The organism is Salinimicrobium xinjiangense DSM 19287 (assembly GCF_000423585.1).
Taxonomy (GTDB): Bacteria; Bacteroidota; Bacteroidia; order Flavobacteriales; family Flavobacteriaceae; genus Salinimicrobium; species Salinimicrobium xinjiangense.
This window is the reverse complement of record NZ_KE384055.1, coordinates 115,795-139,200: the sequence shown is the minus strand read 5'-3', so window position 1 is coordinate 139,200 and position 23,406 is coordinate 115,795. Positions and strand designations below refer to the sequence as shown.

The 23,406-nt window shown below is 41.8% G+C and carries 21 protein-coding genes; 12 read left to right on the top strand and 9 right to left on the bottom strand.

Features of this window, described 5'->3' with window-relative positions:
• The first annotated feature begins 11 nt into the window (after positions 1–11).
• The 6 genes from G564_RS0114995 to G564_RS19430 all read left to right on the top strand — a co-directional run bounded on the left by G564_RS0114995 (position 12) and on the right by G564_RS19430 (position 8,460).
• Positions 12–1,112, top strand: a complete 1,101-nt coding sequence (locus G564_RS0114995; protein WP_037374111.1) for a hypothetical protein — start codon at positions 12–14, stop codon at positions 1,110–1,112.
• Positions 1,106–2,254: a non-hydrolyzing UDP-N-acetylglucosamine 2-epimerase gene (gene wecB / locus G564_RS0114990; RefSeq protein ID WP_029038372.1), complete on the top strand. Its 1,149-nt coding sequence runs from the start codon at positions 1,106–1,108 to the stop codon at positions 2,252–2,254. The genes G564_RS0114995 and wecB overlap by 7 nt, the downstream gene beginning before the upstream one ends.
• An 81-nt stretch (positions 2,255–2,335) precedes the next feature.
• Entirely contained in the window at positions 2,336–3,403 is a 1,068-nt protein-coding gene (locus G564_RS19435) for a sugar transferase (protein WP_051205523.1), read from the top strand.
• A gap of 130 nt (positions 3,404–3,533) precedes the next feature.
• Positions 3,534–4,307, top strand: coding sequence for a polysaccharide biosynthesis/export family protein (locus G564_RS0114980; protein ID WP_029038371.1), 774 nt, complete (start codon positions 3,534–3,536; stop codon positions 4,305–4,307).
• A gap of 2 nt (positions 4,308–4,309) precedes the next feature.
• Positions 4,310–6,718, top strand: a complete 2,409-nt coding sequence (locus G564_RS0114975) for a GumC family protein (RefSeq protein WP_029038370.1) — start codon at positions 4,310–4,312, stop codon at positions 6,716–6,718.
• A 350-nt stretch (positions 6,719–7,068) separates the two neighbouring features.
• Positions 7,069–8,460 (top strand): capsule assembly Wzi family protein, encoded by a 1,392-nt coding sequence (locus tag G564_RS19430; RefSeq protein ID WP_051205521.1) that lies wholly within the window; start codon positions 7,069–7,071, stop codon positions 8,458–8,460.
• A 547-nt stretch (positions 8,461–9,007) separates the two neighbouring features.
• Here the strand turns inward: G564_RS19430 and G564_RS0114965 are convergent.
• Positions 9,008–9,982 carry an NAD-dependent epimerase/dehydratase family protein gene (locus G564_RS0114965; protein WP_029038369.1) on the bottom strand — a complete coding sequence of 325 codons (975 nt, stop codon included), beginning with the start codon at positions 9,980–9,982 and terminating at the stop codon, positions 9,008–9,010.
• Between the two features lie 91 nt (positions 9,983–10,073).
• Between G564_RS0114965 and G564_RS0114960 the strand changes: the two genes are divergently transcribed.
• From G564_RS0114960 to G564_RS0114950, 3 genes are read left to right on the top strand one after another with little or no spacing between them, the layout of a single operon-like run.
• Positions 10,074–10,790 carry a glycosyltransferase gene (locus G564_RS0114960; RefSeq protein ID WP_029038368.1) on the top strand — a complete coding sequence of 239 codons (717 nt, stop codon included), beginning with the start codon at positions 10,074–10,076 and terminating at the stop codon, positions 10,788–10,790.
• A complete protein-coding gene (locus G564_RS0114955; protein WP_029038367.1) occupies positions 10,783–11,394 on the top strand; it encodes a lipid-A-disaccharide synthase N-terminal domain-containing protein in 612 nt (203 codons plus the stop codon). The genes G564_RS0114960 and G564_RS0114955 overlap by 8 nt, the downstream gene beginning before the upstream one ends.
• Positions 11,381–13,009 (top strand): ArnT family glycosyltransferase, encoded by a 1,629-nt coding sequence (locus G564_RS0114950; protein ID WP_029038366.1) that lies wholly within the window; start codon positions 11,381–11,383, stop codon positions 13,007–13,009. The genes G564_RS0114955 and G564_RS0114950 overlap by 14 nt, the downstream gene beginning before the upstream one ends.
• Before the next feature lie 73 nt (positions 13,010–13,082).
• Here G564_RS0114950 and G564_RS20815 read toward each other — a convergent pair whose 3' ends face one another.
• Positions 13,083–13,214 carry a hypothetical protein gene (locus G564_RS20815; RefSeq protein WP_262504847.1) on the bottom strand — a complete coding sequence of 44 codons (132 nt, stop codon included), beginning with the start codon at positions 13,212–13,214 and terminating at the stop codon, positions 13,083–13,085.
• A gap of 192 nt (positions 13,215–13,406) precedes the next feature.
• On the opposite strand from G564_RS20815, the gene G564_RS20605 reads away from it, so the two are divergent.
• Positions 13,407–13,568 (top strand): hypothetical protein, encoded by a 162-nt coding sequence (locus G564_RS20605; RefSeq protein ID WP_211224630.1) that lies wholly within the window; start codon positions 13,407–13,409, stop codon positions 13,566–13,568.
• 685 nt (positions 13,569–14,253) lie between these two features.
• On the opposite strand, the gene G564_RS0114940 is transcribed toward G564_RS20605, so the two are convergent.
• Positions 14,254–14,556: a HigA family addiction module antitoxin gene (locus G564_RS0114940; protein WP_029038364.1), complete on the bottom strand. Its 303-nt coding sequence runs from the start codon at positions 14,554–14,556 to the stop codon at positions 14,254–14,256.
• Between the two features lie 14 nt (positions 14,557–14,570).
• Positions 14,571–14,852, bottom strand: coding sequence for a type II toxin-antitoxin system RelE/ParE family toxin (locus tag G564_RS0114935; RefSeq protein ID WP_029038363.1), 282 nt, complete (start codon positions 14,850–14,852; stop codon positions 14,571–14,573).
• Positions 14,853–15,259: 407 nt separating this feature from the next.
• Between G564_RS0114935 and G564_RS0114930 the strand changes: the two genes are divergently transcribed.
• A complete protein-coding gene (locus G564_RS0114930) occupies positions 15,260–15,484 on the top strand; it encodes a hypothetical protein (protein WP_029038362.1) in 225 nt (74 codons plus the stop codon).
• A complete protein-coding gene (locus G564_RS0114925; RefSeq protein ID WP_029038361.1) occupies positions 15,481–15,771 on the top strand; it encodes a type II toxin-antitoxin system RelE/ParE family toxin in 291 nt (96 codons plus the stop codon). The genes G564_RS0114930 and G564_RS0114925 overlap by 4 nt, the downstream gene beginning before the upstream one ends.
• A gap of 262 nt (positions 15,772–16,033) precedes the next feature.
• Here G564_RS0114925 and kynU read toward each other — a convergent pair whose 3' ends face one another.
• The 5 genes from kynU to G564_RS0114890 form a co-directional block, all read right to left on the bottom strand.
• Complete coding sequence (kynU, locus tag G564_RS0114920) at positions 16,034–17,311, bottom strand: kynureninase (RefSeq protein WP_029038360.1); 1,278 nt, start codon at positions 17,309–17,311, stop codon at positions 16,034–16,036.
• Between the two features lie 381 nt (positions 17,312–17,692).
• Positions 17,693–18,334, bottom strand: a complete 642-nt coding sequence (locus G564_RS0114910) for an O-methyltransferase (RefSeq protein WP_029038358.1) — start codon at positions 18,332–18,334, stop codon at positions 17,693–17,695.
• 333 nt (positions 18,335–18,667) lie between these two features.
• On the bottom strand, positions 18,668–18,949 hold the full coding sequence (locus tag G564_RS0114905) for a Sec-independent protein translocase subunit TatA/TatB (RefSeq protein WP_029038357.1): 282 nt from the start codon (positions 18,947–18,949) through the stop codon (positions 18,668–18,670).
• A gap of 1,180 nt (positions 18,950–20,129) precedes the next feature.
• Positions 20,130–22,439, bottom strand: coding sequence for a M1 family metallopeptidase (locus tag G564_RS0114895; protein WP_029038356.1), 2,310 nt, complete (start codon positions 22,437–22,439; stop codon positions 20,130–20,132).
• Between the two features lie 56 nt (positions 22,440–22,495).
• Positions 22,496–22,999 carry a DUF6702 family protein gene (locus tag G564_RS0114890; protein WP_029038355.1) on the bottom strand — a complete coding sequence of 168 codons (504 nt, stop codon included), beginning with the start codon at positions 22,997–22,999 and terminating at the stop codon, positions 22,496–22,498.
• Positions 23,000–23,406 lie beyond the last annotated feature (407 nt).

Below are 23,406 nucleotides of genomic sequence, written 5' to 3'. Positions count from 1 at the left end.
AAAAAATAGAAATGAAAATACTTTTCTACTTTGGACATCCGGCTCAATATTTATTCGCTCGTGCCACAATTAGTCGGCTATTGCAAAAACCTGGTTACGATGTTATAATTTTAATCAAGACAAAGGATGTATTGGAGAATTTGCTCATAGCAGATGATCTCCCATATAAAAATATTTTACCTACTGAACGAGGAAAAAGTAAATTGATGATTGGGCTAAGCCTGCTAAAGAGAAATTTTAAAATTCTGCCTATTCTAATTAAAGAGAAACCCGATCTTATGGTTGGGACAGATGCCTCAATTGCCCAAGTGGGGAAACTTCTTGGAATTTCCTGTATATCCATTACAGAAGATGACTATGAGGTTATTAAAACTTTAGGTGACCTAACCTATCCTTTTACGAATACCATCTTATGTCCCATTCCTTGCGAGGTAGGAAAATGGAAAAATAAAAAAATTGGATATAAAGGATATATGAAACTCGGATATTTGCATCCAAATGTCTTTACTCCAGAGAGTTCAATCAAGGCTAAATATAACTTACCTGAAAAATATGTTGTCATACGATTGGCCAAATTGACAGCACATCATGATTTTGGCGTAAAGGGAATAAACAATGGTTTTTTAAAAAAAACTATTACCTCTATAGAAGCAAACGGCTACCAACCTATCATCTCTGCCGAAGGAAAATTGAGTGGTCAATTTGAGAAATATTTACTTCAAGTCGATCCTTCAGATATGCATCACATCCTTGCCCATTCTTCCCTTCTGTTCTGTGATAGTCAAAGCATGAGTGTAGAGGCTGCAGTACTCGGAATACCCTCCATTAGGTATAGTGATTTTGCCGGTAGAATCTCTGTTCTTGAAGAATTGGAAAATAAATATCAATTGACATTTGGATTTAAAGTAGGACGAGAAATTGATGTGCTCACAAAGCTCTCTACTCTACTACAGGAGAACAAACTAAGAGAAATTTTTCAAAAAAGAAGGCAAATTTTGCTAAGGGAAAAAATTGATGTTACAGCTTTTCTGACCTGGTTCATTACAAATTATCCTAAAAGCAAATCGATAATTACTGTAAATCCTGATTACCAAAATAAATTTATATGTTAAAGATTATTACTGTTGTTGGTGCTCGCCCTCAAATTATTAAAGCGGCTGCTCTCAGCAGGACAATTCGTAAGTCATTTGCACATAAAATCGAAGAAATTATTATCCACACCGGTCAACATTACGACGAAAATATGTCAGAAGTTTTCTTTAAGGAGTTAGAAATACCAAAAGCGAACTATAATTTGAATGTGGGGTCTGGCGCTCATGGTGCACAAACGGCTACTATGATAAAAGGAATTGAAGATATATTAATTGAAGAAAAACCTAATTACCTAGTATTATATGGTGACACGAATTCAACGTTGGCAGGTGCAATTGCCGCCTCCAAGATTCATATTCCCATAGTTCATATTGAAGCGGGTCTAAGATCCTTTAATAAATCCATGCCTGAAGAGATCAATAGAATTATGTGCGACCATGCTTCTACATTCCTCTTTTCCCCTACCAGCACTGGCTTCCAAAATTTGAAAAAAGAAGGTTTTTCTGTTAACAAGGGAAAATACACTATGGATAATCCCGGCATTTTTCATTGTGGAGATGTTATGTATGACAATTCTTTGTATTTCTCGGCAATTTCAGAAGTTAAATCTACCATTTCAAAAGATTTAGAACTTTATGAGAAAAATTTCAATTTAGTTACGATCCATCGCAATAACAATACTGATGATGTAGAGAGACTTTCGAACATTTTTGAAGGACTTTTGGAAATTGCTGAAAATTCTAAAAAAATGATGGTGTTGCCACTCCATCCTCGAACGAAAAATAGACTCGACTCACTTTATACTGATTTAGTACTGAGAATTCACCAATCTCCTTTTCTTGAAATAGTCGACCCTGTGTCTTTCCTTGACATGATTCAACTTGAAAAAAATGCTGATTTAATTATTACGGATTCAGGAGGAGTTCAAAAAGAGGCTTATTTCTTTTCTAAACCTTGTATAGTCTTAAGAAAAGAAACTGAATGGGTGGAAATAGTTGAAGCTGGAACGGCTGTTTTAGTAGATGCAGATCCAGAAGGAATGAAAAAAGCTTACGACGTTTTATCAACTGCCAAACATAAATTCCCCCCCATTTTCGGAAATGGTAATGCCGCCAAATTTATCTGTGATACACTAATTAAGAATTCCTCCATTTCATCCTAGTTGAAAAGTAATTTTATATGCCCTCCCCTACTGTGGGTAATCATAGTTCTCAACTTCCTATCAACCAATTAATAAACAATTATGATTATTACAGAATTCCTCCATGCTCAAAACTTAAGCAAAGAAGATTTCATTAAAGTTAAAATCGGAAAAACCGCCTACACAAAAGTAGTGGAAGCATCCGTTAAGGAGAGAACCTGTCAGGTAATTTCTAGTTTTTCACATCTAACGCTAACATCTCTTGAAGGAGATCTGGAAAAGATCATTAACCTCGAACGTCTCAATGATATTAGGTACCTAAATAAATTTCTCGAGACGGTTAATTCTAAATTATCAGTTGGAGGAGAGTTTATCGGTCGCTTTGAAGAATATAACTTCAGGAAATTAAGGTTGTTACATCCACATTCAAAACCAATCAAGTATTTAGTCCATTCAGGAGACATAATATTTAACAGAGTCGTCCCTAAATTTCCCGGTTCTAAAAAGGTCTACTTTAGTATTACCCGGGGAAAAGGAAGAGTTTTATCAAAAGCAGAAGCATTTGGCAGATTATATTCTTGCGGCTTTGAGATAACAGAAGAAAACGTAATTGAGGGGGAAACATATTTTACAGTCCGGAAGGTAAAAGAACCGGCCTATGATAAACATCCAAGTTATGGTCCATTGATCAAACTTCGCAGAGTAGGTAAAGATGGTAAATTAATACGGGTCTATAAGCTAAGAACAATGTATCCCTTTTCAGAATATCTTCAGGATTATGTTTTTGAAAAAAATGAGTTACAGGAAGGTGGAAAATTTAAAGATGATTTTAGGATTTCAAAAGAGGGTAGAATATTTCGCAAATTCTGGATCGATGAACTTCCAATGTTCATCAACTTCTTCAAAGGAGAGATGAAATTAATTGGGGTAAGACCCTTAAGTCAGCAATATTTTAATTTATACACTAAAGAACTTCAGGAAAAGAGAACGAAAACAAAACCTGGGCTCCTTCCACCTTTTTATGCCGATATGCCAAAAACCCTGGAGGAGATAATCGTTTCTGAATTAAAATATTTAGATGCTTATGAGAAGGCTCCCTTTAAGACAGACTTGAGATATTTTCTACTTACTCTTCAAAATATATTATTGAGAGGCGCAAGAAGTAAGTAATAAACTTATGGGATCGCATAATACATTTACCTATTTATAAAACCTCAATTTCCCTAACTCAGGCATTTTATCTCACTCTTGTTAATAAAACCTTAAAAGCATACCTTTGCCCCTCTTTTAAAAGAACCTAATGAAGAACAAATTTATCATCTTGTTAATGCTTTCCCTGCTGCTTACTACTTCCTGTGTCTCCCGCAAAAAAATAGCCTATTTTCAGGATCTGCCTGAATTACAGACAGAGGTTGATCTGGCAAAATCGAATCTGGAAATTCAGCCAAATGATCTCCTCACAATTACAGTTTCCGCAGCCAATATTGAAGCAGTGCAGCCTTTCAATCTTCCCCTAACTTCCGCACCCAGTCTTGCGGGTGGCGGTGTAAATGGTAGAATGGAATTGCAGTCGTACCTGGTGGATAGCGACGGCAATATCGAGTTTCCGGTCTTAGGTACTGTTCGTGTTGCCGGCCTTACAAGACAGGAACTGGTGGAAAAACTAAAGAAGGAAATTTCCGTCTACGTGCAGAATCCTATTGTCAATATCAAGATCGTCAATTTCCAGGTTACAGTGTTAGGAGAAGTGGTTCGTCCGGGCACTTTTACCGTTCCCGACGAAAGGATCAGCCTCCCCAAAGCCCTCGGACTCGCAGGAGATCTTTCTATCTACGGCCAAAGGGATAACGTGCTGGTTATGCGTGAAACCGGCGGGAAGACAGAATATAAATATATCGACCTCACCAGCAGTGATTTTATTAATTCCCCCTACTATTATCTTCAACAGAATGATGTGATCTATGTGGAGCCAAACAAGGCTCAAAGACAGGGTGCCAGCTATAACCGTAATGCCTCCGTCTACATTTCCATCGCCTCTGTGCTTATTTCATTAATCGTTGTAATTTTCCGTTAAACATGTCACAACAACCTACTCCCGTCCGCCCACAGGAAGAAGAAATAGATCTTAGGGAACAGCTTGAAATCTATCTTCGCCGCTGGCCCCTTTTTGCCCTTGTTGTCGTAGTTTGCGTTGCCGCCGCATTTCTCTACCTGCGCTATTCTACTCCTGTTTATAATACTGTTGCCACTATAATTATTAAAGATGAGAAGAAAGGTGCCGGCTCTTCGGAACTTGCTGCCTTTGCCGACCTCGGACTTTTGGGCGGAATGGGTACTGCTTCTATTGAAAATGAAATTGGCATTCTGAAGTCAAAGCGTCTTATGACCAATGTCGCAAGAGAACTGAATCTAAACATTCGCTATTTCTACGTAGAAACTGTGCCTCCAACTGAAGTTTTTGCTGAACGTCCGTTCAACCTTCAGTTGCTTGCCTTTGACCAGAAGCGTTTCGAAAAATTTGCCAAGGAAGATGAGATCGAACCTGCTCTTTTCGAGATCACATCAGATTCTACGTACATCATAGAATTGGTAAATTCTGATTTTAGAAAGAAAATGAATTTTGGAGAAGCTCTTACTCTGCCTTATGCCGAAATATCAGTAACTCCAAATATTACAAATCTTTCTGAAGCTGCTGAAAAAGGCCCCGTAAAAGTAATTTTTAGCACCCTTGAATCCGCCGCTGCCGATTATCGCCAGAAGGTTCAGGTGAATCTGACTGACAAAAATTCAAGTCTTATTGAACTTAGCCTGCAGGACCCGGTAAGAAACAAAGCGCAGCAGATCCTGGATCAGCTTATCTATCAATACAACAGAGAAGCTATTGAAGACAAGAACCTCGTATCTCAAAATACGGCCGAATTCATTGAAGACCGTCTTGCCATAATTACTGAAGAACTGGATTCTGTAGAAACCAACAAGGAGCAGTTCAAAAAGGAGAATCAGCTTACAGATATCGAAGCAGAGTCTAAGGTATTTATCGAAAATGCCAGCGATTTCCGCAACCGGCAGTTAGCTGTAGAAACCCAGCTGGAACTGGCACGTACCATGATCAATTACCTCAAGTCAGACAAAGGTGGATTACTTCCTGCAAATTTGGGATTTGAAGAAGGTGGGAACCAGGGAGTGGTGAATATCATCCAGTCCTACAACCAGCTGGTACTAGAAAGGGATCGCATCCTCGCAGGATCTACTCCAAGCAACCCAGTAATTGTAAATCTTAATAATCAGATAGAACAGATCAAAGCTAACGTTTTGGAGAGTCTCACCAACATACAGACTTCCCTGCAGATCGCGAAGAGAGATCTGGATGCCCAGGAGGCAAAGATCGAATCTCAGATCGCCCGCGTTCCTTCCAAGGAAAAGCAATTTAGAAATATTGAGCGCCAGCAGAATATCAAAGAAGCTTTGTATCTGTTCCTGCTTCAAAAGAGGGAAGAGACCTCTCTTTCTCTTGCAGTTACAGCTCCAAAGGCAAAGATCGTTGATGCCGCCTACAGCTCCAATGAGCCAGTTTCCCCAAAACCAAAGATCATCCTTCTTGCTGCATTGATTTTAGGAGTTCTGATTCCGTTCATGTACATCTACCTTAAAAACCTTCTAAGCAATAAGATCAAGGATCGCAGTGATATTGAAGATGTGACCAAAGAAATTCCTATTGTGGGGGAAGTACCGAGAATTGCGAAAAAAGAAAGTGATCTCATCGCAAACAATGACCGTTCTGTCCTGGCTGAATCCTTCCGAATCCTTCACACAAATTTACAATACCTGCTTGTCAATGCAGGAGATAAGTTTGAAGGCAATACTATTTTCGTTACCTCTACAGTAAAAGGAGAAGGAAAAACCTTTGTAGCCTTTAATACCGCACTTACCCTGGCATATTCAGGTAAGAAAGTACTGCTGGTAGGAGCCGACCTAAGGAATCCGCAGTTACAGCGGTATGAGTCCGATGCACGATCTTATTTGGGAGTCAGCGATTATCTGGTGAATGATAATCTGGATCTTAACAACCTAATCACCCCCTCAAAAGCTCATGAGAGTGTACATCTTTTAGCATCAGGTACCATCCCTCCCAACCCATCAGAACTTTGGAGACGCAAAAAAGCAGCTACTTTCTTTAAAGAGCTGGAAGGAAAATATGATTATGTTATTGTAGATACCGCCCCATGTATGCTGGTAACAGATACCTTCCTTATCAACAAATACGCAGACATCACCCTCTACGTCACCCGTGCCGGCTATACTGAGAAGAAGCTACTCAACTTCGCCCTGGACGCCAAAAAAGACGGAAAGCTGAAAAACATCAGCTTTGTTCTTAATGATGTGGAGGCAGCAAACTTTGGTTACGGAAACAAATACGGCTATGCCTACGGTGAAGAAAGCGAAAGCTTCTGGAAGAAAATGAGGGGGAAAGCGGCTTTTTGGTAAGCTGAAGTTAGATTTACGAAGTTAGAAGTACGAAGTAAGTGCGCAGTTAGCAGTTATTAGTTGGCAGTAGAAAATCCTGCTCATCCTCTCCCCAACCCTCTCCAAAGGAGAGGGAGTAATTCCACAATTAGCTCCTCTCCCTTGGGGAGAGGCGGGGGAGTGGGATGAGTGCTACCGAAAACTTTTCGTAAGTTCCACCCTCTATTATTTACCAAAATAGATCTGCGAAAATCCGCGCTATCTGCGGGAAACATATGATCTTCAATTCGACTTCTTAGTGCTCTTCCCTTTCATCTTCGTGACCTTTGTATGAAATCTGGGGAAATTAATAGTACAACAACAATTATTTCATGACTTGTAAACATGTCTCTGTTAGCAGCATCATCTTGCTGCTAATATTTTTTAATGCCACTACAGCATTAAGCCAAACCACCTACTCAGCCGAAGTGGAACTCAAAGCCCAAATTTCCACTAAAGAAGAACTCCCCTTCTGGATGTACAGCAATCAGCGGGGACGAATATCTCCCGAAACCCACATAATGGGCTTGGCGACTGCCAGAATGCAACACCAATTGGGTGGAAAAGGCATACTGGAAATTGGTGCCGGTGGTGTAGTCCATGACGGATTTACTAAGAAACGGGCTTTAGACGAAGCATATATTCAATTAAAGAATCAGCACTTCTATGTAACAGGTGGAGTAAAGCAAAAAGAGGAGTTGTATTACGGCTTAAGTGCAACTAACGAAAACATCCTCTGGTCCCTTAATGCCCGTTCCCTACCCGGACTGGAAATAGGAACGACAAAACCGGTTTTTGCTCTCCCGGGAGTTGGCTTTGAAGGCAGGTGGGGAGAATATATTCTTGAGGAAGAGCGACACGTGCCCTGGGCCAGAGTGCATCACAAGAAAATTAATATTGTCTTACAGCCTGCTGAAGATTGGGAAATAAAAGCCGGTATTCAGCACTTCGCTCAGTGGGGTGGCGTTTCGCCTGATAGAGGACGTCAACCGGAAAGTTTCATAGATTACTTACGTGTTTTTGCAGGAAGACAGGGAGGAGAGAGAGCCCTCCAAGGAGATATAAATAATTCTTTGGGAAATCATTTAGGATCATGGGAGGTCCAGGTGAAAAAAGCCTTTAATGACCATTCCCTTCAATTTATATTTAACAACATCTTTGAAGATGGATCGGGTAGCCGACTAGCAAATTTTCCGGACGGAAGATACGGCTTGTTTTGGGAGAATGAAGAATCGGCAGCTCTAATCTCTGGTCTTCTTTATGAATTCTATTATACCAAACATCAAAGTCATGATGTAAACAGATGGGGCGCAGACAATTATCTGAACCACCTAATGACTTATAACTCAGGTTGGAGCTATTTTGACCAGGTTATAGGTTCTCCTTTTTTCCTTTACGACAAACAGCAGGACAGGATTATCAACAATAAATTCACAGCTCATCATTTCGGATTGGCCGGAAATCTCGGAACTTTTTTTAATCCTTATCCCTTTAAAGTAATGCTGAGTTACCGCAACAATGAAGGAAGCTACTATAGAGATCCTTATACGGCTGACCGGGAACCAAAAATTCTCTCCACCTATCTCACAACCCGTTTGTACAATGGCGATTTCGAGTTTGACATTCCCCGCCTTACGCTGAACTTCCTTTTCGCTGCAGATTTCAACAGCCTCCTGGATCCTAATTTTGGGGCGGGAGTTAGCCTGAAGTATATTATTCTGTGACGAAGTGACGGAGTAATGCAGTGATGAAGCAGCAATTAAAAGTAGCCATTAGCTGTTGGCCGATAGCAGTTGGCTCGATTGTTTCCACCACCACAAAGTTCTCCTTGTCATTCCGACGCAGGAGGAATCTCTATAGTACTCTTGAGACTCTTCCCTCCGCAAAAGCTCCACTCTGAATTACAATGCTTCTGCGTAGATCTGCGAAATCAGCGGGAAACTTTTTCCTTCTGCCCCTTCCCTATCCCGACGGATCGGGAGGAACCGAAAAAGTATGTTGAGTAGGATAATTAGTTACTCAAACTTTCTGCGTCCTTTGCGCCAGCCTTTACGTCCTCTGCGAGAAATTTGAAGTCAGATTTTTAGAAGTTAGAAGTTAGAAATTTTAGTAGGCAGTCGGCAGTAATTAGTTGGCAGTATTTTGTTTCTGATTACCAAGGTCACTGCGACGAAGGAGGAATCCCTACAGAACGAGAGATTCTTCGCTCCGCAAAAGCTACGCTCTGAATGACAACTCGAATTACGATTGTAGAAGTATGAAGTGAGATGTTCAAAGAAGTTGATTTTCAAATTCCATAATCTTCAAATCTTCAAATTGTTTATACCACTCAATTTGCTTTATCAATCCCTCTCGTAAAGAAGTAGATGGATTATAATCCAGCAGCTTCCGGGCTTTTTCAATATTTGCAGCAGTACGGTTCTGATCTCCTGCCCTTCTTGGAATAACCTCTAACCGAATTTCCCTGCCAAGCAATTCCTCAACCAGTTTAATGCCTTCAAGGGTACTATATTCTTCTGAAGCACCCAGGTTCATAATCTCTCCATTTAAGGTTTTGTGCCTCACCAATGCCCGATATATTCCTTCTACTATATCTCGCACATAGGTAAAACTTCTCAGGTGCATTTCACTTCCCTCGAAGATCTTAAAAGGTTGATTGTTAATTCCGCAGGAAATAAGTTGGGCATACAGTTTTTCCGGTCGCTCCCTCGGGCCGTAAACAGAAAAAAGACGCAGTACCGAGGTAGATATCTTCCCGGAGTGACTTTGTTCTAAGATCAATCTCTCTCCTTCCAGCTTAGTGGATGCGTAATCAGAAGCCGGATTGGGAACTGCAGTTTCGGGATGTGTGGCTTCTAAACCATAAATAGAAGAAGTGGAGATAAAAAAGAAATGTTTCAGATCGGGATTTTCTAAGGCAAAATTGATCAGGTTCCGGGTAGCTAAAACATTATTTGTATAATAATCTTCAAAAGTACTGCTGCCGGAAATTCCAGGCTGGGCAGCAAAATGTATGATAAAGTCAAAATCCCTGTCGAGCTTTTGATATTCCTCAGCATTCCGCAGATCCATTTTGACTATCTCTGCCCCTCGGGAAATAACTGCTTCAGCATTTGACCGTTTCTGCGCCACATCGTAATAATCAGAAAAATTATCGAGGCCTGTCACCTCCATACCTGCTAGCAGCAATCTTTCCGCAGTATGTGATCCAAGGAATCCTGCCGCACCGGTCACGAGTACTTTCATTCAGTAAAATTTTAACTGCAAATTAACAATCTTTTATCCGGTTCAAAGGTTCTGAATAAAATAAAATACCTTTGCCACCAGATTATTTATAATGGAATTTGAGTTCACCATCATAGTCCCTCTCTTTAATGAGGAGGAGAATTTATCCCGACTGGAAGCCGAATTGACTTCCTACCTCCAAAAAGCCAGTATTAAAACCTTTGTTCTGTTTGTCAACGATGGTTCCACAGATGACAGCTTTTCAATTATTCGGCAGATCTCACAGCGCAATAGTAATTTCGGCTTCATCTCTTTTGACAAGAACTACGGACTCAGCGCCGCAATTAAAGCCGGAATAAATCATGCATCAACTCCGCTCATTGGTTATATGGATGCCGATCTGCAGACAGATCCTAAGGATTTCGAGCTCCTCTTACCATTTATAAAGGCTAATGATCTGGTTACAGGTATGAGAGTTCATCGACAAGATTCCCTGACCAAAAAAATGTCTTCTCTGGTTGCGAATCATACGCGCCGCTTTTTTACCAATGACGGAATGGAAGATACCTGTTGTCCTCTTAAGATCATAAAAGCAGATTATGCGAAGAGGATCCCGATGTTCCGCGGTCTTCATCGGTTTTTACCTGCCATGATCCTGCTTCAGGGGGGAAGCGTAAAGCAGGTTCCTATCACTCATTACCCGCGAATCGCAGGGGAGGCGAAATTCAATTTCTTCAATCGGCTGGTCGATCCTTTTCTGGACTGTTTTGCCTATTTGTGGATGAAAAGAAATTATATCAACTACAAGATCTCCCAAACAAATGAATAGCTGGCAGGTATTTAGCCTGGGATTTATTGCGCAACTGCTTTTCACGGGCAGATTCCTCTTTCAATGGATTGCTTCCGAAAAAGCAAAACAAGTAGTTACTCCTTCCCTCTTCTGGAAGCTTTCCCTCTTTGGCTCTTTTCTTTTACTCATTTACGGAATGCTGCGCAATGATCTGGCAATCATATCAGGACAAGTATTGATCTTTGGTATTTACATCAGAAACCTAAAGTTACAAGGCGAATGGAATGTTTCACGGTACTTCCGCTTATTGATCTGGATCTTTCCACCATTTGCCTTTATCATTTTTTTCTACACCCATCCCGGAAGCTCATTTTTCGATATTTCAAGTTGGCTATTGATCTTAGGCCTCCTGGGGCAGGTCATATTTGCACTACGGTTTGTGATTCAATGGCTTTATTCTGAAAAGGTCCGGACTTCTGTTCTCCCTTTGCCATTTTGGACTTTAAGCCTCTCCGGAAGTGCCTTGATTCTCCTGTACGCTTTCTTTAGACAGGATCCTGTTCTAATGGTGGGTCATCTCTTCGGAAGCTTTATTTACATCCGAAACATCAGCCTAATCCGAAGCACTTATGTTGCTGGATAAAAAATACCTCTGGATCATCATCGGAGTTTGGGCGCTGATCTTTCTTCCGCATCTTGATCTGCTTTACATAAATATCATGGAGGCACGGAATTTCATTACTGCCAGGGAGATGGTGAACGAAAATAACTGGCTGCTCACCACCCTGAACCTCGAACCCCGCTACGAAAAACCTCCCCTGCCGACCTGGCTTACGGCCATCAGCGGAATGATTCTGGGATTCAGCAATTTTGCCCTCCGTCTTCCCGCCGCCCTGGTTACATTACTTCTCCTCATTTACTTTTACAAGTTTTCCCTTGTGCTGAAGATCTCTGAAAAACAGAGTTTCCTCGGAAGCCTGATTCTTGCCACCTCCTTTTACATCATTTTTATGGGCCGCAATGGCCAATGGGATATTTTCACACATGCCTTTATGCTGCTGAGTATTTATTATCTCTGGCAACTCTTCTCCCTCCAAAAAAACCTGTGGAAAAGCGCATTTTTGGGAGGTATATTTTTTGGATGTTCCATACTAAGTAAAGGGCCTGTCTCTCCATATGCACTGCTTCTTCCTTTTCTCCTGGCCTACGGAAGCGTATACAAATTCAGAGATATGAAACAGATCTGGAAGCCGCTCCTCCTGTATTTAGTTACAGGTATTGTGGCAGGAACCTGGTGGTTTCTTTACGTCCGCATTGCAGATCCTGAAGCTTTTATTGAAATCACTACCCGCGAAGCCAGCAGATGGACCAGTTATAATGTGAGGCCTTTCTATTACTACTGGAGCTTTTTCATCCAAAGTGGAATCTGGTGCATCCCGGCTTTTGTTGCCCTGCTCTATCCTTATCTGAAGAACAGGGTGTCCGACAAAAAAGCATACCAATTTTCCCTTTTTTGGACCCTTAGTGCTGTGATTCTTCTTTCCCTTATTCCTGAAAAAAAATCCCGCTACCTGCTTCCTGTTCTTATTCCCATGGCTTTGAACACCAGCTTTTATGTTGCATATCTTTTTAGGAGGTTCAAAGATTTGCCGCTAAAGGAGCAATGGATCGTTTATTTTAACCACGGAATAATTGCTGTTTTGGGAATCTCCTTCCCGGTTGCCGCTTTTTTTGTTCTTGAACTAGAAGACCACTGGATCTGGTATATTCTCACTTCCGTAACCCTTTTCGGAATCGGCGGAGCAACACTATACTATCTGAAAAAGCAATTCTATCCTATTGTTTTCTACCTGACCATAGCCTTTATGAGCAGCATTATAATTTTTGGATTTCCTTTAAGCGAAGCCCTTTTAGATAATCCGAGGTTCCGAACCTATGCAGAGCTAAGAGAAAAAATTCAGGAAAAGAAACTTCCCCTATACCTTTACGGCGATCCGGCTCCTGAATTGATCTGGGATTACGGATCTCCCATTCCTGTCCTCTCCGAATATGAACTTGATCAATTAGGAAATCATTTCGGTATATTGTTAGAAGAAAAAGACACAGTTATTCTGAAGGAACTTGGTCCGCAGTACCTCATCAAATCTTCCGAAAGATACGATCTGAATCAGGTTTCCCCCGGGAGTTCAGGATATAAGGACCGGCTGGTGAGGTGGTTTTATGTGTTGGAGGTAAGAAGTGAGGGAGTGACGAAGTAATGGAGTGATGGAGTTATAAAAAAAAGCTGTTGGCTATTGGCAGAAAAATTTCTTTTCCCGTTTTGCCCTATCCCTATCCCGAAGGATCGGGAGGAACCGGGAAAAGCGTAGTAGTATCTGCGAAGATCTCCGGTTGGAGCTTTTGGTTTTTAGCTTTTGGCTGCCTGTCCTCCGAAGCTTTTTGAGGCGCAGGAGAATTAACCATTGGCTATGATTTACGTCTTTGCGAGGCTGCATTTGTAGCAGCCGAAGCAATCTCATTATCGCATTACCAAAGTTACTTCAGAATCCCTTTCCGCGATTTACCCCTTTCCCTATCCCGACGGATCGGGAGGAACCAGGGAAAAAGTTGGCAGTGCTCAGTGATCAGTAGGCAGTGGTTATAGAAGATTAAAATTTGAGACATCTGCGGATTTTGATCTCATCCTCTGCCCTTGTCCTTTTCCTGTTTTACCCCTCACCCTATCCCGAAGGATCGGGAGGAGCCGGGAAAAGCATAGTAGTATCTGCGAAGAATCAAATCTCTACTGCCGACCTAGAACTGCCTACTGCCCACTGAATTGCGGGTTCTTCTGTCATCTCGACAGAGCATTTCCTTTCGACAGAAAGATGAAGCGACGAGAGATCTCTGTGAAAGTTAGATTTTAGAAGTACGAAGTCAGAAATGGTCTACAGACGGTAGTCAAGAGTCGGTAGCTCTCAGCTATGTGCTATTGGCTATTGGCCTTTAGTTGTTAGCTCCCGGTTTACGTCTTTGATAGGGAGCTTTTTGGAGCGACCGCGAAAATCTTCTTCTTGAGAAGCAGAGAGATTCTTCGCTTCGCAAAAGCTGCGCTCTGAATGACAAAGTTCTGCGAAGATCTGCGAGATCAGCGGGAAATATTCAAGTGCGATTTTAGAGGTACGAAGGTAGAAGTAAAAAGTTATTGGTTGTCGGCTATTAGCAGAAAAATCCCTTTTCCGTTTTGCCTCTTTCCCTATCCTGACGGATCGGGAGGAACCGGAAAAGAAACCCATCAGACAGTGATAGAACTTTGCCCTCTTTGCGTCGTGCTCTTCGGCCCTGCGAGAAAGTAGTATTAGAAATGAGTACAGAGTTTTGAGAAAATGAGCTACTGACTTCAATTCCGAATAATAAATAAATAGAGTGCAGTTTTTGTTCTTAAATATTATCTCTGTGAATTTTATGGGATATTTTTTACGTTCTCAGCAGCCGTTGCGACAAATGGTTTATGTTCAAAAAATCAGGATTCGATATTATCTACTAAAGGTTTAATATTCTTAAAATCTTTCTCTTTCAATAATTTCTCTTCTTCCAAATCATAGTCATTTTGTAAACCCAACCAAAATTTAGCAGTTGTTCCAAAATATTTGGAAAGTCGAAGAGCGGTGTCGGCAGTAATCCTTCTCTTCTTTTTCAGGATTTCACTTATTCTTGTTTGGGGAATAAATGTTTCTTTAGAAAGTCGGTATGCACTTATTTCCATTGGATCTAAAAATTCTTCCTTTAGAATTTCTCCGGGATGTATATTTCCAAGTTTTTTCATTTTGCTAATTAGTTTTAATGGTAGTCAACAATTCTAACGTCAAAAGCATTATCATTTTCCCATTTGAATATTATTCTCCACTGTTTATTGATTCTAATGCTATGAAAACCTTCTAACTTTCCACTTAATTTTTCTAAATGATTAGCTGGAGGAATTCTTAGATCATTTATATTTTGCGCATTATTTATCATTCTTAATTTTCTTCTGGCTACATTCTGAATATTAGCAGGAAGTTTTCTTGATTGAATACCATTCCAAATTTTGTTCGCTTCTTTGTCTGTAAATGATCTTATCAAAAATAATAATGAATTACGTTACTAACGTCAAAGATAAGTAAAAATATGCGAATGTATAAGATTTGGTGCTGTTGAGACCATAGGTTTTAAAGTAGATTTAAAAGTTATTAGTCGTTAGCTGTTGGCCTTTAGCTTATCAGCGAAAATCTGAGAAATTATCGGGAAATCTGAAGTACGATTTTAGAGGGACGAAATTAGAAGTTAAAAAGCTGCTAGCTGTTGGCTATTAGCTTTGAACGATCAGACTGTGAAAGAACTCTGCGCTCTTTGCGCCTTATCTCTGCGTCCTTTGCGAGAAAAGTTTAATGGTTTAAAAATCAATATTAAAGATTCTCTTTGTGAGAAAAATTATCTTCATGGGTAGGGGGAAATTTTTCTATTTTATTATCTTTAATAAAAGTTGCACAATGAAAACAGCAGAACTTAAGAAAAACCTTCATGCTCTCGTAGATAGAATAGAGAACGAGGAACTGCTACAAAGTCTTCTTAACTTTCTAAAGGAAAATGAAAACCAACAAGTCGGAAAGCACTGGGACCGCCTTACCCAAAAACAGAAGGAAGAGGTCTTTGCCGCTTATGAGGAAAGTCGAAATGAAGATAATTTGATAGCCAGAGAAGATTTTTTTAAATGAAAATCTTTATTACCAAACGTGCAGAAAAGAACTATAAATCAATAACAAACTACCTCCATAAAGAATGGGGAGCTAATGTTGTTGAAGCTTTAAATAAGAGAACCCGGCATTTTTTTGATCTCCTGGAGATCTTTCCCGAAATGGGTTCTATTGAATTTCCTGCTAAAAATATTAGAGGATTACAATTAACTACACAGCTTAGGGTATTTTATACAGTAAAAGAAGACAGAATAATAATCCTTTCCTTCTTTGATGTGAGACAGAATCCCGAAAAGAAAAACTTCTAATAAAATTCAGTATTCTCCCGGAGCTTAAAATTTTTCTTTGTGAATTTGGTGTGACATTTTGGTGATGGAGAAGAATTGTCATGATTTTTAACTTGACCCACTACTTCACTTCATCACGGAACCAGATCGTTACAAGATGAGATCCCTCGTCACTGCGCTCCACTCCCGTTCCGCGCAGCTCTGTCGGGATGACAATGACGCCTTCATCTTCAAATTCCCAGAATCCTCAAATTTTCAAATCAAGACGTCTAGTCTCTAGACTCTAGGTTCTAGTCTCTGAAGAAAAATATCCCCTCAAAATTCTTCCAAACTCATACATATCAGTAAAAGAACAATAAAAAGCTGCCGGTGCCAGCCGGATAACATTCGGTTCCCGCCAATCCGTTACTACGCCATTTTTCATTAGATAATGGAAAAGCTCCTTCCCCTGCCCGTGCAGGAAAACGGACAACTGGGTACCCCGCTCCTTTGGCGTGATGATCTCAAAATGCCCCCCGACTTCCTCTGCCACTTCCTGAAGAATGAATTCCAGGTAAGCCACGATCTTGTTCCGCTTTTCGTTCAGCGCCGGCATTCCAACTTCCTCAAATAACTCCAATGAGGCTAAATACGGGGCCAATGCTAAAACGGGAGCATTACTCACCTGCCAGGCATTGGCATCGGGTTCAGGTTGGAATTCTGGTTCCATTAAAAAGCGTCTTTCTTTAGAATGTCCCCACCAGCCTTCGAACCGCGGAATATCCTTCTGCCCGTGATATTGTTCATGCACAAAACATCCTGACGCGTTTCCAGGACCTGAATTCATATATTTGTAACTGCACCAGGCAGCGAAATCCACGTCCCACTCATGCAGCTTCAGCTCCACATTCCCCGCGGCATGAGCGAGATCCCAGCCTACAAAAGCTCCAATGCCTTTTCCGGCTTTAGTAATTGTTTCCATATCCAACACCTGACCGTTGTAATAGTTCACTCCGCCCATCAGCACCAGTGCGCATTCTTCTCCTGTTTCTTCAATGACCTGTAGAACATCCTCAGTCCTGAAATAATGCTCCCCTTCTCTTTTCTTCACTGTTATAATAGCCTCCTCCGGATCAAATCCGTGGAATCTCACCTGACTCGCAACCATGTATTGATCACTGGGAAAAGCCTTTTCTTCCATGATGATCTTATACCGCTTACTCGTAGGCCGGTAAAAAGAAACCATCAACAGATGGAGGTTTACAGTTAATGTATTCATCACAGTGACCTCAGAAGGTTTGGCTCCAACTATAGGCGCTAATTTTTCAGCAAATCTCTCATGATAATCCCACCAGGGTTTCTCTGCCTGAAAGTGGCCTTCCACCGCCAGCTCCGCCCAGTCGGTCATGATCTCATCCACATATTTCTTCGCATTCTTCGGCTGTAACCCAAGAGAATTCCCGGTGAAGTAGATAACTTCTTTACCGTTAACTTTTGGGAAATGGAATTTGTCTCTGTAGCTTCTAAGGGGATCCTGTTGGTCGAGTTGTTGGGCGTATTGCTGTGTATTTTCGAAGTTCATTCTTCAAGTATTGAGAATTGAGTATTGAGTAGTGAGAAAAACCGAAGTAAAAATACACTTTTTGAGAAGAAATAAACTCTCATGTCAGGTCGAGCGGAGTCGAGACCTCAAAATTGGAAAATGTTCTTTTTTGTACAGAGCCAATTTTTATTCAAGAATTAAATGTAATCCGCTTCACAAATCAGCAGGTGAGACAAGCTATGCAGAAAGTTTTAAAACTTCTTTTAAAGAAGATCAATCTCTGAACCTTTTTCCGGCTCCCTTGAGGGCAGGGGCAAAACGGAAAAAGACCCCTCGACTCCGCTCGGGGTGACACACCATTCCCAAAGCTCCATTAAAACAGTGGAATTTGGTGCTTGGAATTTGTAAGGGATAGATTAACTATTTCCTCCTCGAAATCGTCAATCCATCCCTCACCGGCAACATCACCGTCTCTAACCTCTCATCTTCAGCTAGCAAATGATTATACTCCAAAAGAGCTTTCGTAGAGTCATCATCTTCCTGCACAGGCTCCACGACTTTGCCGCTCCACAAGACATTGTCTGATAAGATCACGCCACCCGGACGCAGCTTTTCCATGATCTGCTGAAAATATGTGGGGTAATTACGTTTATCGGCATCAATAAATACTAGGTCGAAATTCTCTTTCAGCGTCGGGATGATCTCTGTAGCGTCTCCGAGGTGCTGAACGATCTGCTCATTCCAGGGAGAGGCTTCAAAATACCTTTTTTGAAGGTCCATCAATTCCTCGTTGATATCAATGGTGTGCAAAACTCCGTCCGATTTCATTCCTTCTGCCAGGCACAAAGCGGAATATCCCGTGTAAGTACCTATCTCCAGGATATTCTGCGGATTGATCAACTTTGAGAGCATGCTGAGAATCCGACCCTGGTAATGTCCGCTAAGCATCCTGGGGGCCAAAACTTTCTGATTTGTTTCCCGGTTGAGTTGCTGCAATAGCTCCGGTTCTTTAGCGGAGTGTGCAACTACGTAATCGTCTATGTTCTGGGGAAGGAAATGCATGTTTTTAGTATTGAGGTGGTAAAAATACAAATTTTGAGAACCTAGAGCCTAGAGACTAGAACCAAGACTTTTTCTACTAAATCGATCGAATAAATATCTGTAAGCTGAGATTTCGTAAACTAAAAACGTAACTCAGAGTAATGGAATTTTCTAATTAACCAATCCCCATATTAACCGATTAACTATTAACCAATAACCTGTTGGAATTTGGTGCTTGAATTTTTGGTGCTTGCTTCAGTCGCCTATCGGCTCCTTCGCAAAGACGTATACATTTAGCTAAACTAATGTGTTGAAGGAATATAGCTCCTCTCCTTTGGAGAGGCGGGGGTGAGGCTAAAATCTCCGTTTCACACTCCCCGTGATCTCCTCGATCTCCTCTTTGACCTTGTCGACTTCCTTTTTCAGATCATCACCAACGGAAGTATCCATGCCGTTCTTTTCGGCGCTGCGCATTACTTCCGATTTGATATCGTTGGTGGCGTTTTTGATGCTGCGCATTCCTTTTCCGAGTCCGCGGGCGATCTCGGGAATTTTATCTGCACCAAAGACCATCACCAGGATGAACATGATGAAGGCAATTTCGGCACCACTGATAAATAAAGGAAGTGTTTGCATAAGACTGCAAATATACTCAGATTTTCAGTCAATAGAAAAAGGGGGCTTGTTAATTCTGTATTGGCTGCGCCCACTTCTTTTCAGGAAGGTTTTTAGGGAGAGTCAAGACCGCTGCGCTGCTAGAATCAAGAACCAAGACTTGTTCACGACAGCTGCGCTCCTCCTGCGGAGGGGGCGAGGTCCTACCACCCCACCCGCCTACGGCGGGCACCCCTCCTTAGCAAAGGAGGGGTACTCACAGGTTGCCTGCGGCATCCCCTGCCTTCGGCAGGTTTATTGCTTGAAAAGAACACTAACCTAACTCCGAATTTACTTTTTAATTCCCCTCCTCCAAATGGATTGGGGGGGAGGATGAGAATGAAAAAGAGTCAAGACCGCTGCGCTGCTAGAATCAAGAACCAAGACTTGTTCACGACAGCTGCGCTCCTCCTGCGGAGGAAGTGGGGATGTAACCACCCCGTCCGCCAAGGCGGCCACCCCTCCTAAATTAGGAGGGGAATACCTTGGATGCCTGCGGCATCTCCTGCCTTCGGCAGCCTAATAGCTTCAGATATAACCAGTTAACTCCCCTCCTTCGGAGGGGCCGGGGGAGGATGAGGGGAATTAAAGAAACGAGACCGCTGCGCTGCTAGAACCAAGAGCCAAGACTTGTTCCCGACAGCTGTCGCTCCTCCTGCGGAGGAAGTGGGGATGTAACCACCCCGTCCGCCAAAGGCGGCCACCCCTCCTAAATTAGGAGGGGAATACCTTGGATGCCTGCGGCACCCCCTGCCTTCGGCAGCCTAATAGCTTCAGATTTAACCCAGTTAACTCCCCTCCTTCGGAGGGGCCGGGGGAGGATGAGGGGAATTAAAGAAACAAGACGGCTGCGCTGCTAGAACCAAGAGCCAAGACTTGTTCCCGACAGCTGTCGCTCCTCCTGCGGAGGAAGTGGGGATGTACCACCCCGTCCGCCAAGGCGGCCACCCCTCCTAATTTAGGAGGGGAACACCTTGGATGCCTGCGGCATCCTCTGCCTGATCGGCAGGTGTACTGCTAAATTCCCTAAATGCAAAAAAGCCTCCCGATTTAACGAAAGGCTTTCTTTTATTAGTTGAAATAGAAATCTCCAAAGGAGAAAAAACCTTCAGGTGTTTTGAACCTCATATAGCTCCCCTCCTTCGGAGGGGCGGGGGGAGGCTTAACCCTGAGTTTTTTCCTTAAACTGCTGGAACTTATCCACCTCAGCCTCTTGTGGCCAGGAGTTGTTGCTGGTGTCAACGTCGGCTGTTTCAAGATCGGGATCTACTACGATCTTTACGATCTCTTTGTCTGTAGCCAATGCTCTGCTTACCTGCTGATCGTTCTTTCTCCAGATCTGTACCGGATAAGTTACTTTTTCTGAAGTACCATCAGCATAAGTATATTCCACAATGATAGGCATTACCAGTCCGCCGGGTTTGTTGAAGGTCACCTGGTAAAAATATTTTGGCATCTTCATCTCTGCTCTTTGCTGCGGAGTGAAGTTGTCCATTAAATATTCATTTAAAGTAGTGGCATTTTCAGCAGGAGTCTTCCCTTTCATATTAGGATCAAACTCTTCACTTCCTTCCTCAACAACATACAGAACATCAAGAGATGAAGGATCTTCAACCCCGTAACGCTGTAGCAATGCTGTTCCTTCTTTAGTAGGTGTATCTGTCACATAGTACTTTTTAACGTCTTCCACGCCTATGTCCACATAATCTGTAGTATAGAACCAACCTCTCCAGAACCAGTCAAGATCCACTGCCGAGGCATCTTCCATTGTTCTGAAGAAATCTTCGGGTGTTGGGTGCTTGAACATCCATCTTTGAGCGTAGGTTTTAAATGCATGGTCGAATAACTCCCTGCCCATTACTGTTTCTCTAAGAATATTGAGTGCAGTTGCAGGTTTTCCGTAGGCATTATTCCCCAGCTGATAAACATTCTCGGGATTGGACATAATAGGTGCAATATACTTTTGATCCCCTTTCATGTAATCTACAATTCTTGCAGGCTCCCCTCTACGCGACGGATATTCGGTATGCGGAGCAATATCTTCAGGATATCTTTCCCCATATTCCTGCTCAGCTACATACTGCATAAAGGTGTCAAGTCCTTCGTCCATCCAGCCCCATTGACGCTCATCTGAATTCACGATCATCGGGAAGAAGTTATGTCCTACTTCGTGAATGATTACACTCATCATTCCATATTTTACCCGGTCGCTATAGGTCCCGTCTTCATTCGGTCTTCCGTAGTTCCAGGAGATCATGGGATATTCCATCCCCTGGTTCTTCGCGTGAACAGAAATAGATTTGTGATATGGATACTCAAAAGTATGATCAGAGTAAGATTGAAGAGTGTGCCCTACTACTTTGGTAGAAAAATCTTCCCATAACGGATTTCCCTCTTTCGGATACAGGGAAACAGCCATTACGTCTTTGGTGTCAAGCTTTACAGCCATCATATCCCAAATGAACTTTCGGGAAGTAGCGAAAGCAAAGTCACGAACCATATTTGCCTTAAGTTTCCAGGTCTTCTTTTTGTCAGAAAAACCTTTTTCGGCCGCCTCTGCTTCTTCCTGAGTTACGATCAATACCGGCTTATCATAAGATTTCTTTGCCTGTTCATAACGGCGCATCATTTCTTTGGTAAAGACCTCTTTCCGGTTCACAAGCTCTCCTGTTCCATCAAGAATATGATCTGCAGGCACAGTTATATTCACCTCATAATCCCCGAAAGGAAGAGCGAATTCTCCATTCCCCCAAAACTGCATGTTCTGCCAGCCTTCCACATCATTGTAAACTGCCATTCTGGGGAAGAACTGAGCGATCACGTATGCGTTATTCCCATCTTCCGGAAAATGCTCATAACCTGAACGGGCACGATCTGTAATGTGATTATTTATGTTGTACCACCATGCAATGTCAAAAGTGAAACTTTCGCCTGCTTTTAATGGCTTCGGAAGGTCCACCCTCATCATAGTAAAATTGATGACAGTTTTTAACGGCTTCCCATTAGCACTGACTTCAGTGATATTAAATCCGCCATCAAAGGAATCCTGCATATATTCTGAAACAAAATTCCCTGGTTGTGCAACCGGCGGAATACCATTGCCATCCTTTAATTTAGCAACAGATTCTTTTGTTCGAATATTCTGATCAAGCTGAACCCATAGATATTCAAGAACATCCGGTGAGTTATTATGATAGGTAATGGTCTCACGCCCTGTTAACCGCTGGTTGCGGTCGTCAAGTTCGATGTCCATCTTGTAGTCTGCCTGATTTTGATAATAGGCAGGCCCCGGCGCACCACTACCGGTCCGGTATTGATTTGGAGTAGAAAACTCCTGATAAAGCTGCCTGAATTTGTTTTCATTGATGTGCCCACCTTCCCTTTGCTCGCTCTTTGATTCTGTCTCCTGGGCAAATAAGCCGGTAGAAAATAAAATGAAAAAAGCCGCGAGGGCAGTTTTGATTGAATTCATATGTAATGTTTAAGTTTAGGTTGCTAAAAATAATTTAATTCTGAAGTTTTACAATTTTAATTGCTGAATTTTAATGTTCCCTGCACGGCATCCCGCATAAGCAATAAGCTCTTGATCTTGCCGTTATAGCTGACCTTCACTACATTTTTCTGCTCCGGAAAAAGATCGGTCAAAATTGCATTTTCGACACTTATGTTTCTAATGGGTTCCACATCTTCAACTTCAATATAGATAAGAAGCTGATCCTTATTGTATTCTTTTCCGAGATAATTGAGAGTTCTTTTCTTACCGTTTACGCTGATGTTAAGCTTATCCTGAAAATATCTTTCTACAAATTTATCGGCCGCCGGATGTTCTTCTTCCTCAACCAGGTATAATTCTTTATTATACCGGGTCTTTAAAAGGTTTTCCAGATCATCTGTAAATACATGGGAAATTATCTGAAGAGATCGCTGTTCCTCGTTGTACTTAATGTCTGTAGCACTCACATAAAACTTGTGAGCTACAGAAAAAGAAAGCAATGGCAGCAGGGATAATAAAATTAAAAATATTTTTTTCATGAATTAAAATAGGACCCGAAGGCAAACAATCCAAGCAAAGATTGTTCCAGAGGTACTTTAGTTGGACTGAATGAGCAGGAGAAGGTTTAATTTCAGTATGCAGTTTGCAGTAATTAGTTGGCAGTGATACCGAAAATTTAGCTTTCCATTCTAAATAATATGGTATGACGGAACTCTAATATGATCTTCACAGCACTTTCAGAAGGTTCCAGGGAGCCCGATCTGTCGTCCCTACGGGACTTTATATTGCGGGGTTATTGTTTTCTACCAATCTTTTGTCCCTTCGGGACATCTTTGGTTGAATTTGGGGCCTGGAATTTGGGGCTTGAAAAAAATGCCACAGATTCACGGATTGATTTTTTCCCCAATTAACCGTTCCCCAATTAACCATTCCCCAATTAACCATT

Excerpts from the sequence above, each read along its gene's own strand:
- G564_RS0114995 (WP_037374111.1), top strand. The coding sequence starts at position 12 with ATGAAAATACTTTTCTACTTTGGACATCCGGCTCAATATTTATTCGCT.
- wecB (WP_029038372.1), top strand. The coding sequence starts at position 1,106 with ATGTTAAAGATTATTACTGTTGTTGGTGCTCGCCCTCAAATTATTAAA.
- G564_RS19435 (WP_051205523.1), top strand. The coding sequence starts at position 2,336 with ATGATTATTACAGAATTCCTCCATGCTCAAAACTTAAGCAAAGAAGAT.
- G564_RS0114980 (WP_029038371.1), top strand. The coding sequence starts at position 3,534 with ATGAAGAACAAATTTATCATCTTGTTAATGCTTTCCCTGCTGCTTACT.
- G564_RS0114975 (WP_029038370.1), top strand. The coding sequence starts at position 4,310 with ATGTCACAACAACCTACTCCCGTCCGCCCACAGGAAGAAGAAATAGAT.
- G564_RS19430 (WP_051205521.1), top strand. The coding sequence starts at position 7,069 with ATGACTTGTAAACATGTCTCTGTTAGCAGCATCATCTTGCTGCTAATA.
- G564_RS0114965 (WP_029038369.1), bottom strand. The coding sequence starts at position 9,982 with ATGAAAGTACTCGTGACCGGTGCGGCAGGATTCCTTGGATCACATACT.
- G564_RS0114960 (WP_029038368.1), top strand. The coding sequence starts at position 10,074 with ATGGAATTTGAGTTCACCATCATAGTCCCTCTCTTTAATGAGGAGGAG.
- G564_RS0114955 (WP_029038367.1), top strand. The coding sequence starts at position 10,783 with ATGAATAGCTGGCAGGTATTTAGCCTGGGATTTATTGCGCAACTGCTT.
- G564_RS0114950 (WP_029038366.1), top strand. The coding sequence starts at position 11,381 with ATGTTGCTGGATAAAAAATACCTCTGGATCATCATCGGAGTTTGGGCG.
- G564_RS20815 (WP_262504847.1), bottom strand. The coding sequence starts at position 13,214 with ATGGTTAATTCTCCTGCGCCTCAAAAAGCTTCGGAGGACAGGCAGCCA.
- G564_RS0114940 (WP_029038364.1), bottom strand. The coding sequence starts at position 14,556 with ATGAAAAAACTTGGAAATATACATCCCGGAGAAATTCTAAAGGAAGAA.
- G564_RS0114930 (WP_029038362.1), top strand. The coding sequence starts at position 15,260 with ATGAAAACAGCAGAACTTAAGAAAAACCTTCATGCTCTCGTAGATAGA.
- G564_RS0114925 (WP_029038361.1), top strand. The coding sequence starts at position 15,481 with ATGAAAATCTTTATTACCAAACGTGCAGAAAAGAACTATAAATCAATA.
- kynU (WP_029038360.1), bottom strand. The coding sequence starts at position 17,311 with ATGAACTTCGAAAATACACAGCAATACGCCCAACAACTCGACCAACAG.
- G564_RS0114910 (WP_029038358.1), bottom strand. The coding sequence starts at position 18,334 with ATGCATTTCCTTCCCCAGAACATAGACGATTACGTAGTTGCACACTCC.
- G564_RS0114905 (WP_029038357.1), bottom strand. The coding sequence starts at position 18,949 with ATGCAAACACTTCCTTTATTTATCAGTGGTGCCGAAATTGCCTTCATC.
- G564_RS0114895 (WP_029038356.1), bottom strand. The coding sequence starts at position 22,439 with ATGAATTCAATCAAAACTGCCCTCGCGGCTTTTTTCATTTTATTTTCT.
- G564_RS0114890 (WP_029038355.1), bottom strand. The coding sequence starts at position 22,999 with ATGAAAAAAATATTTTTAATTTTATTATCCCTGCTGCCATTGCTTTCT.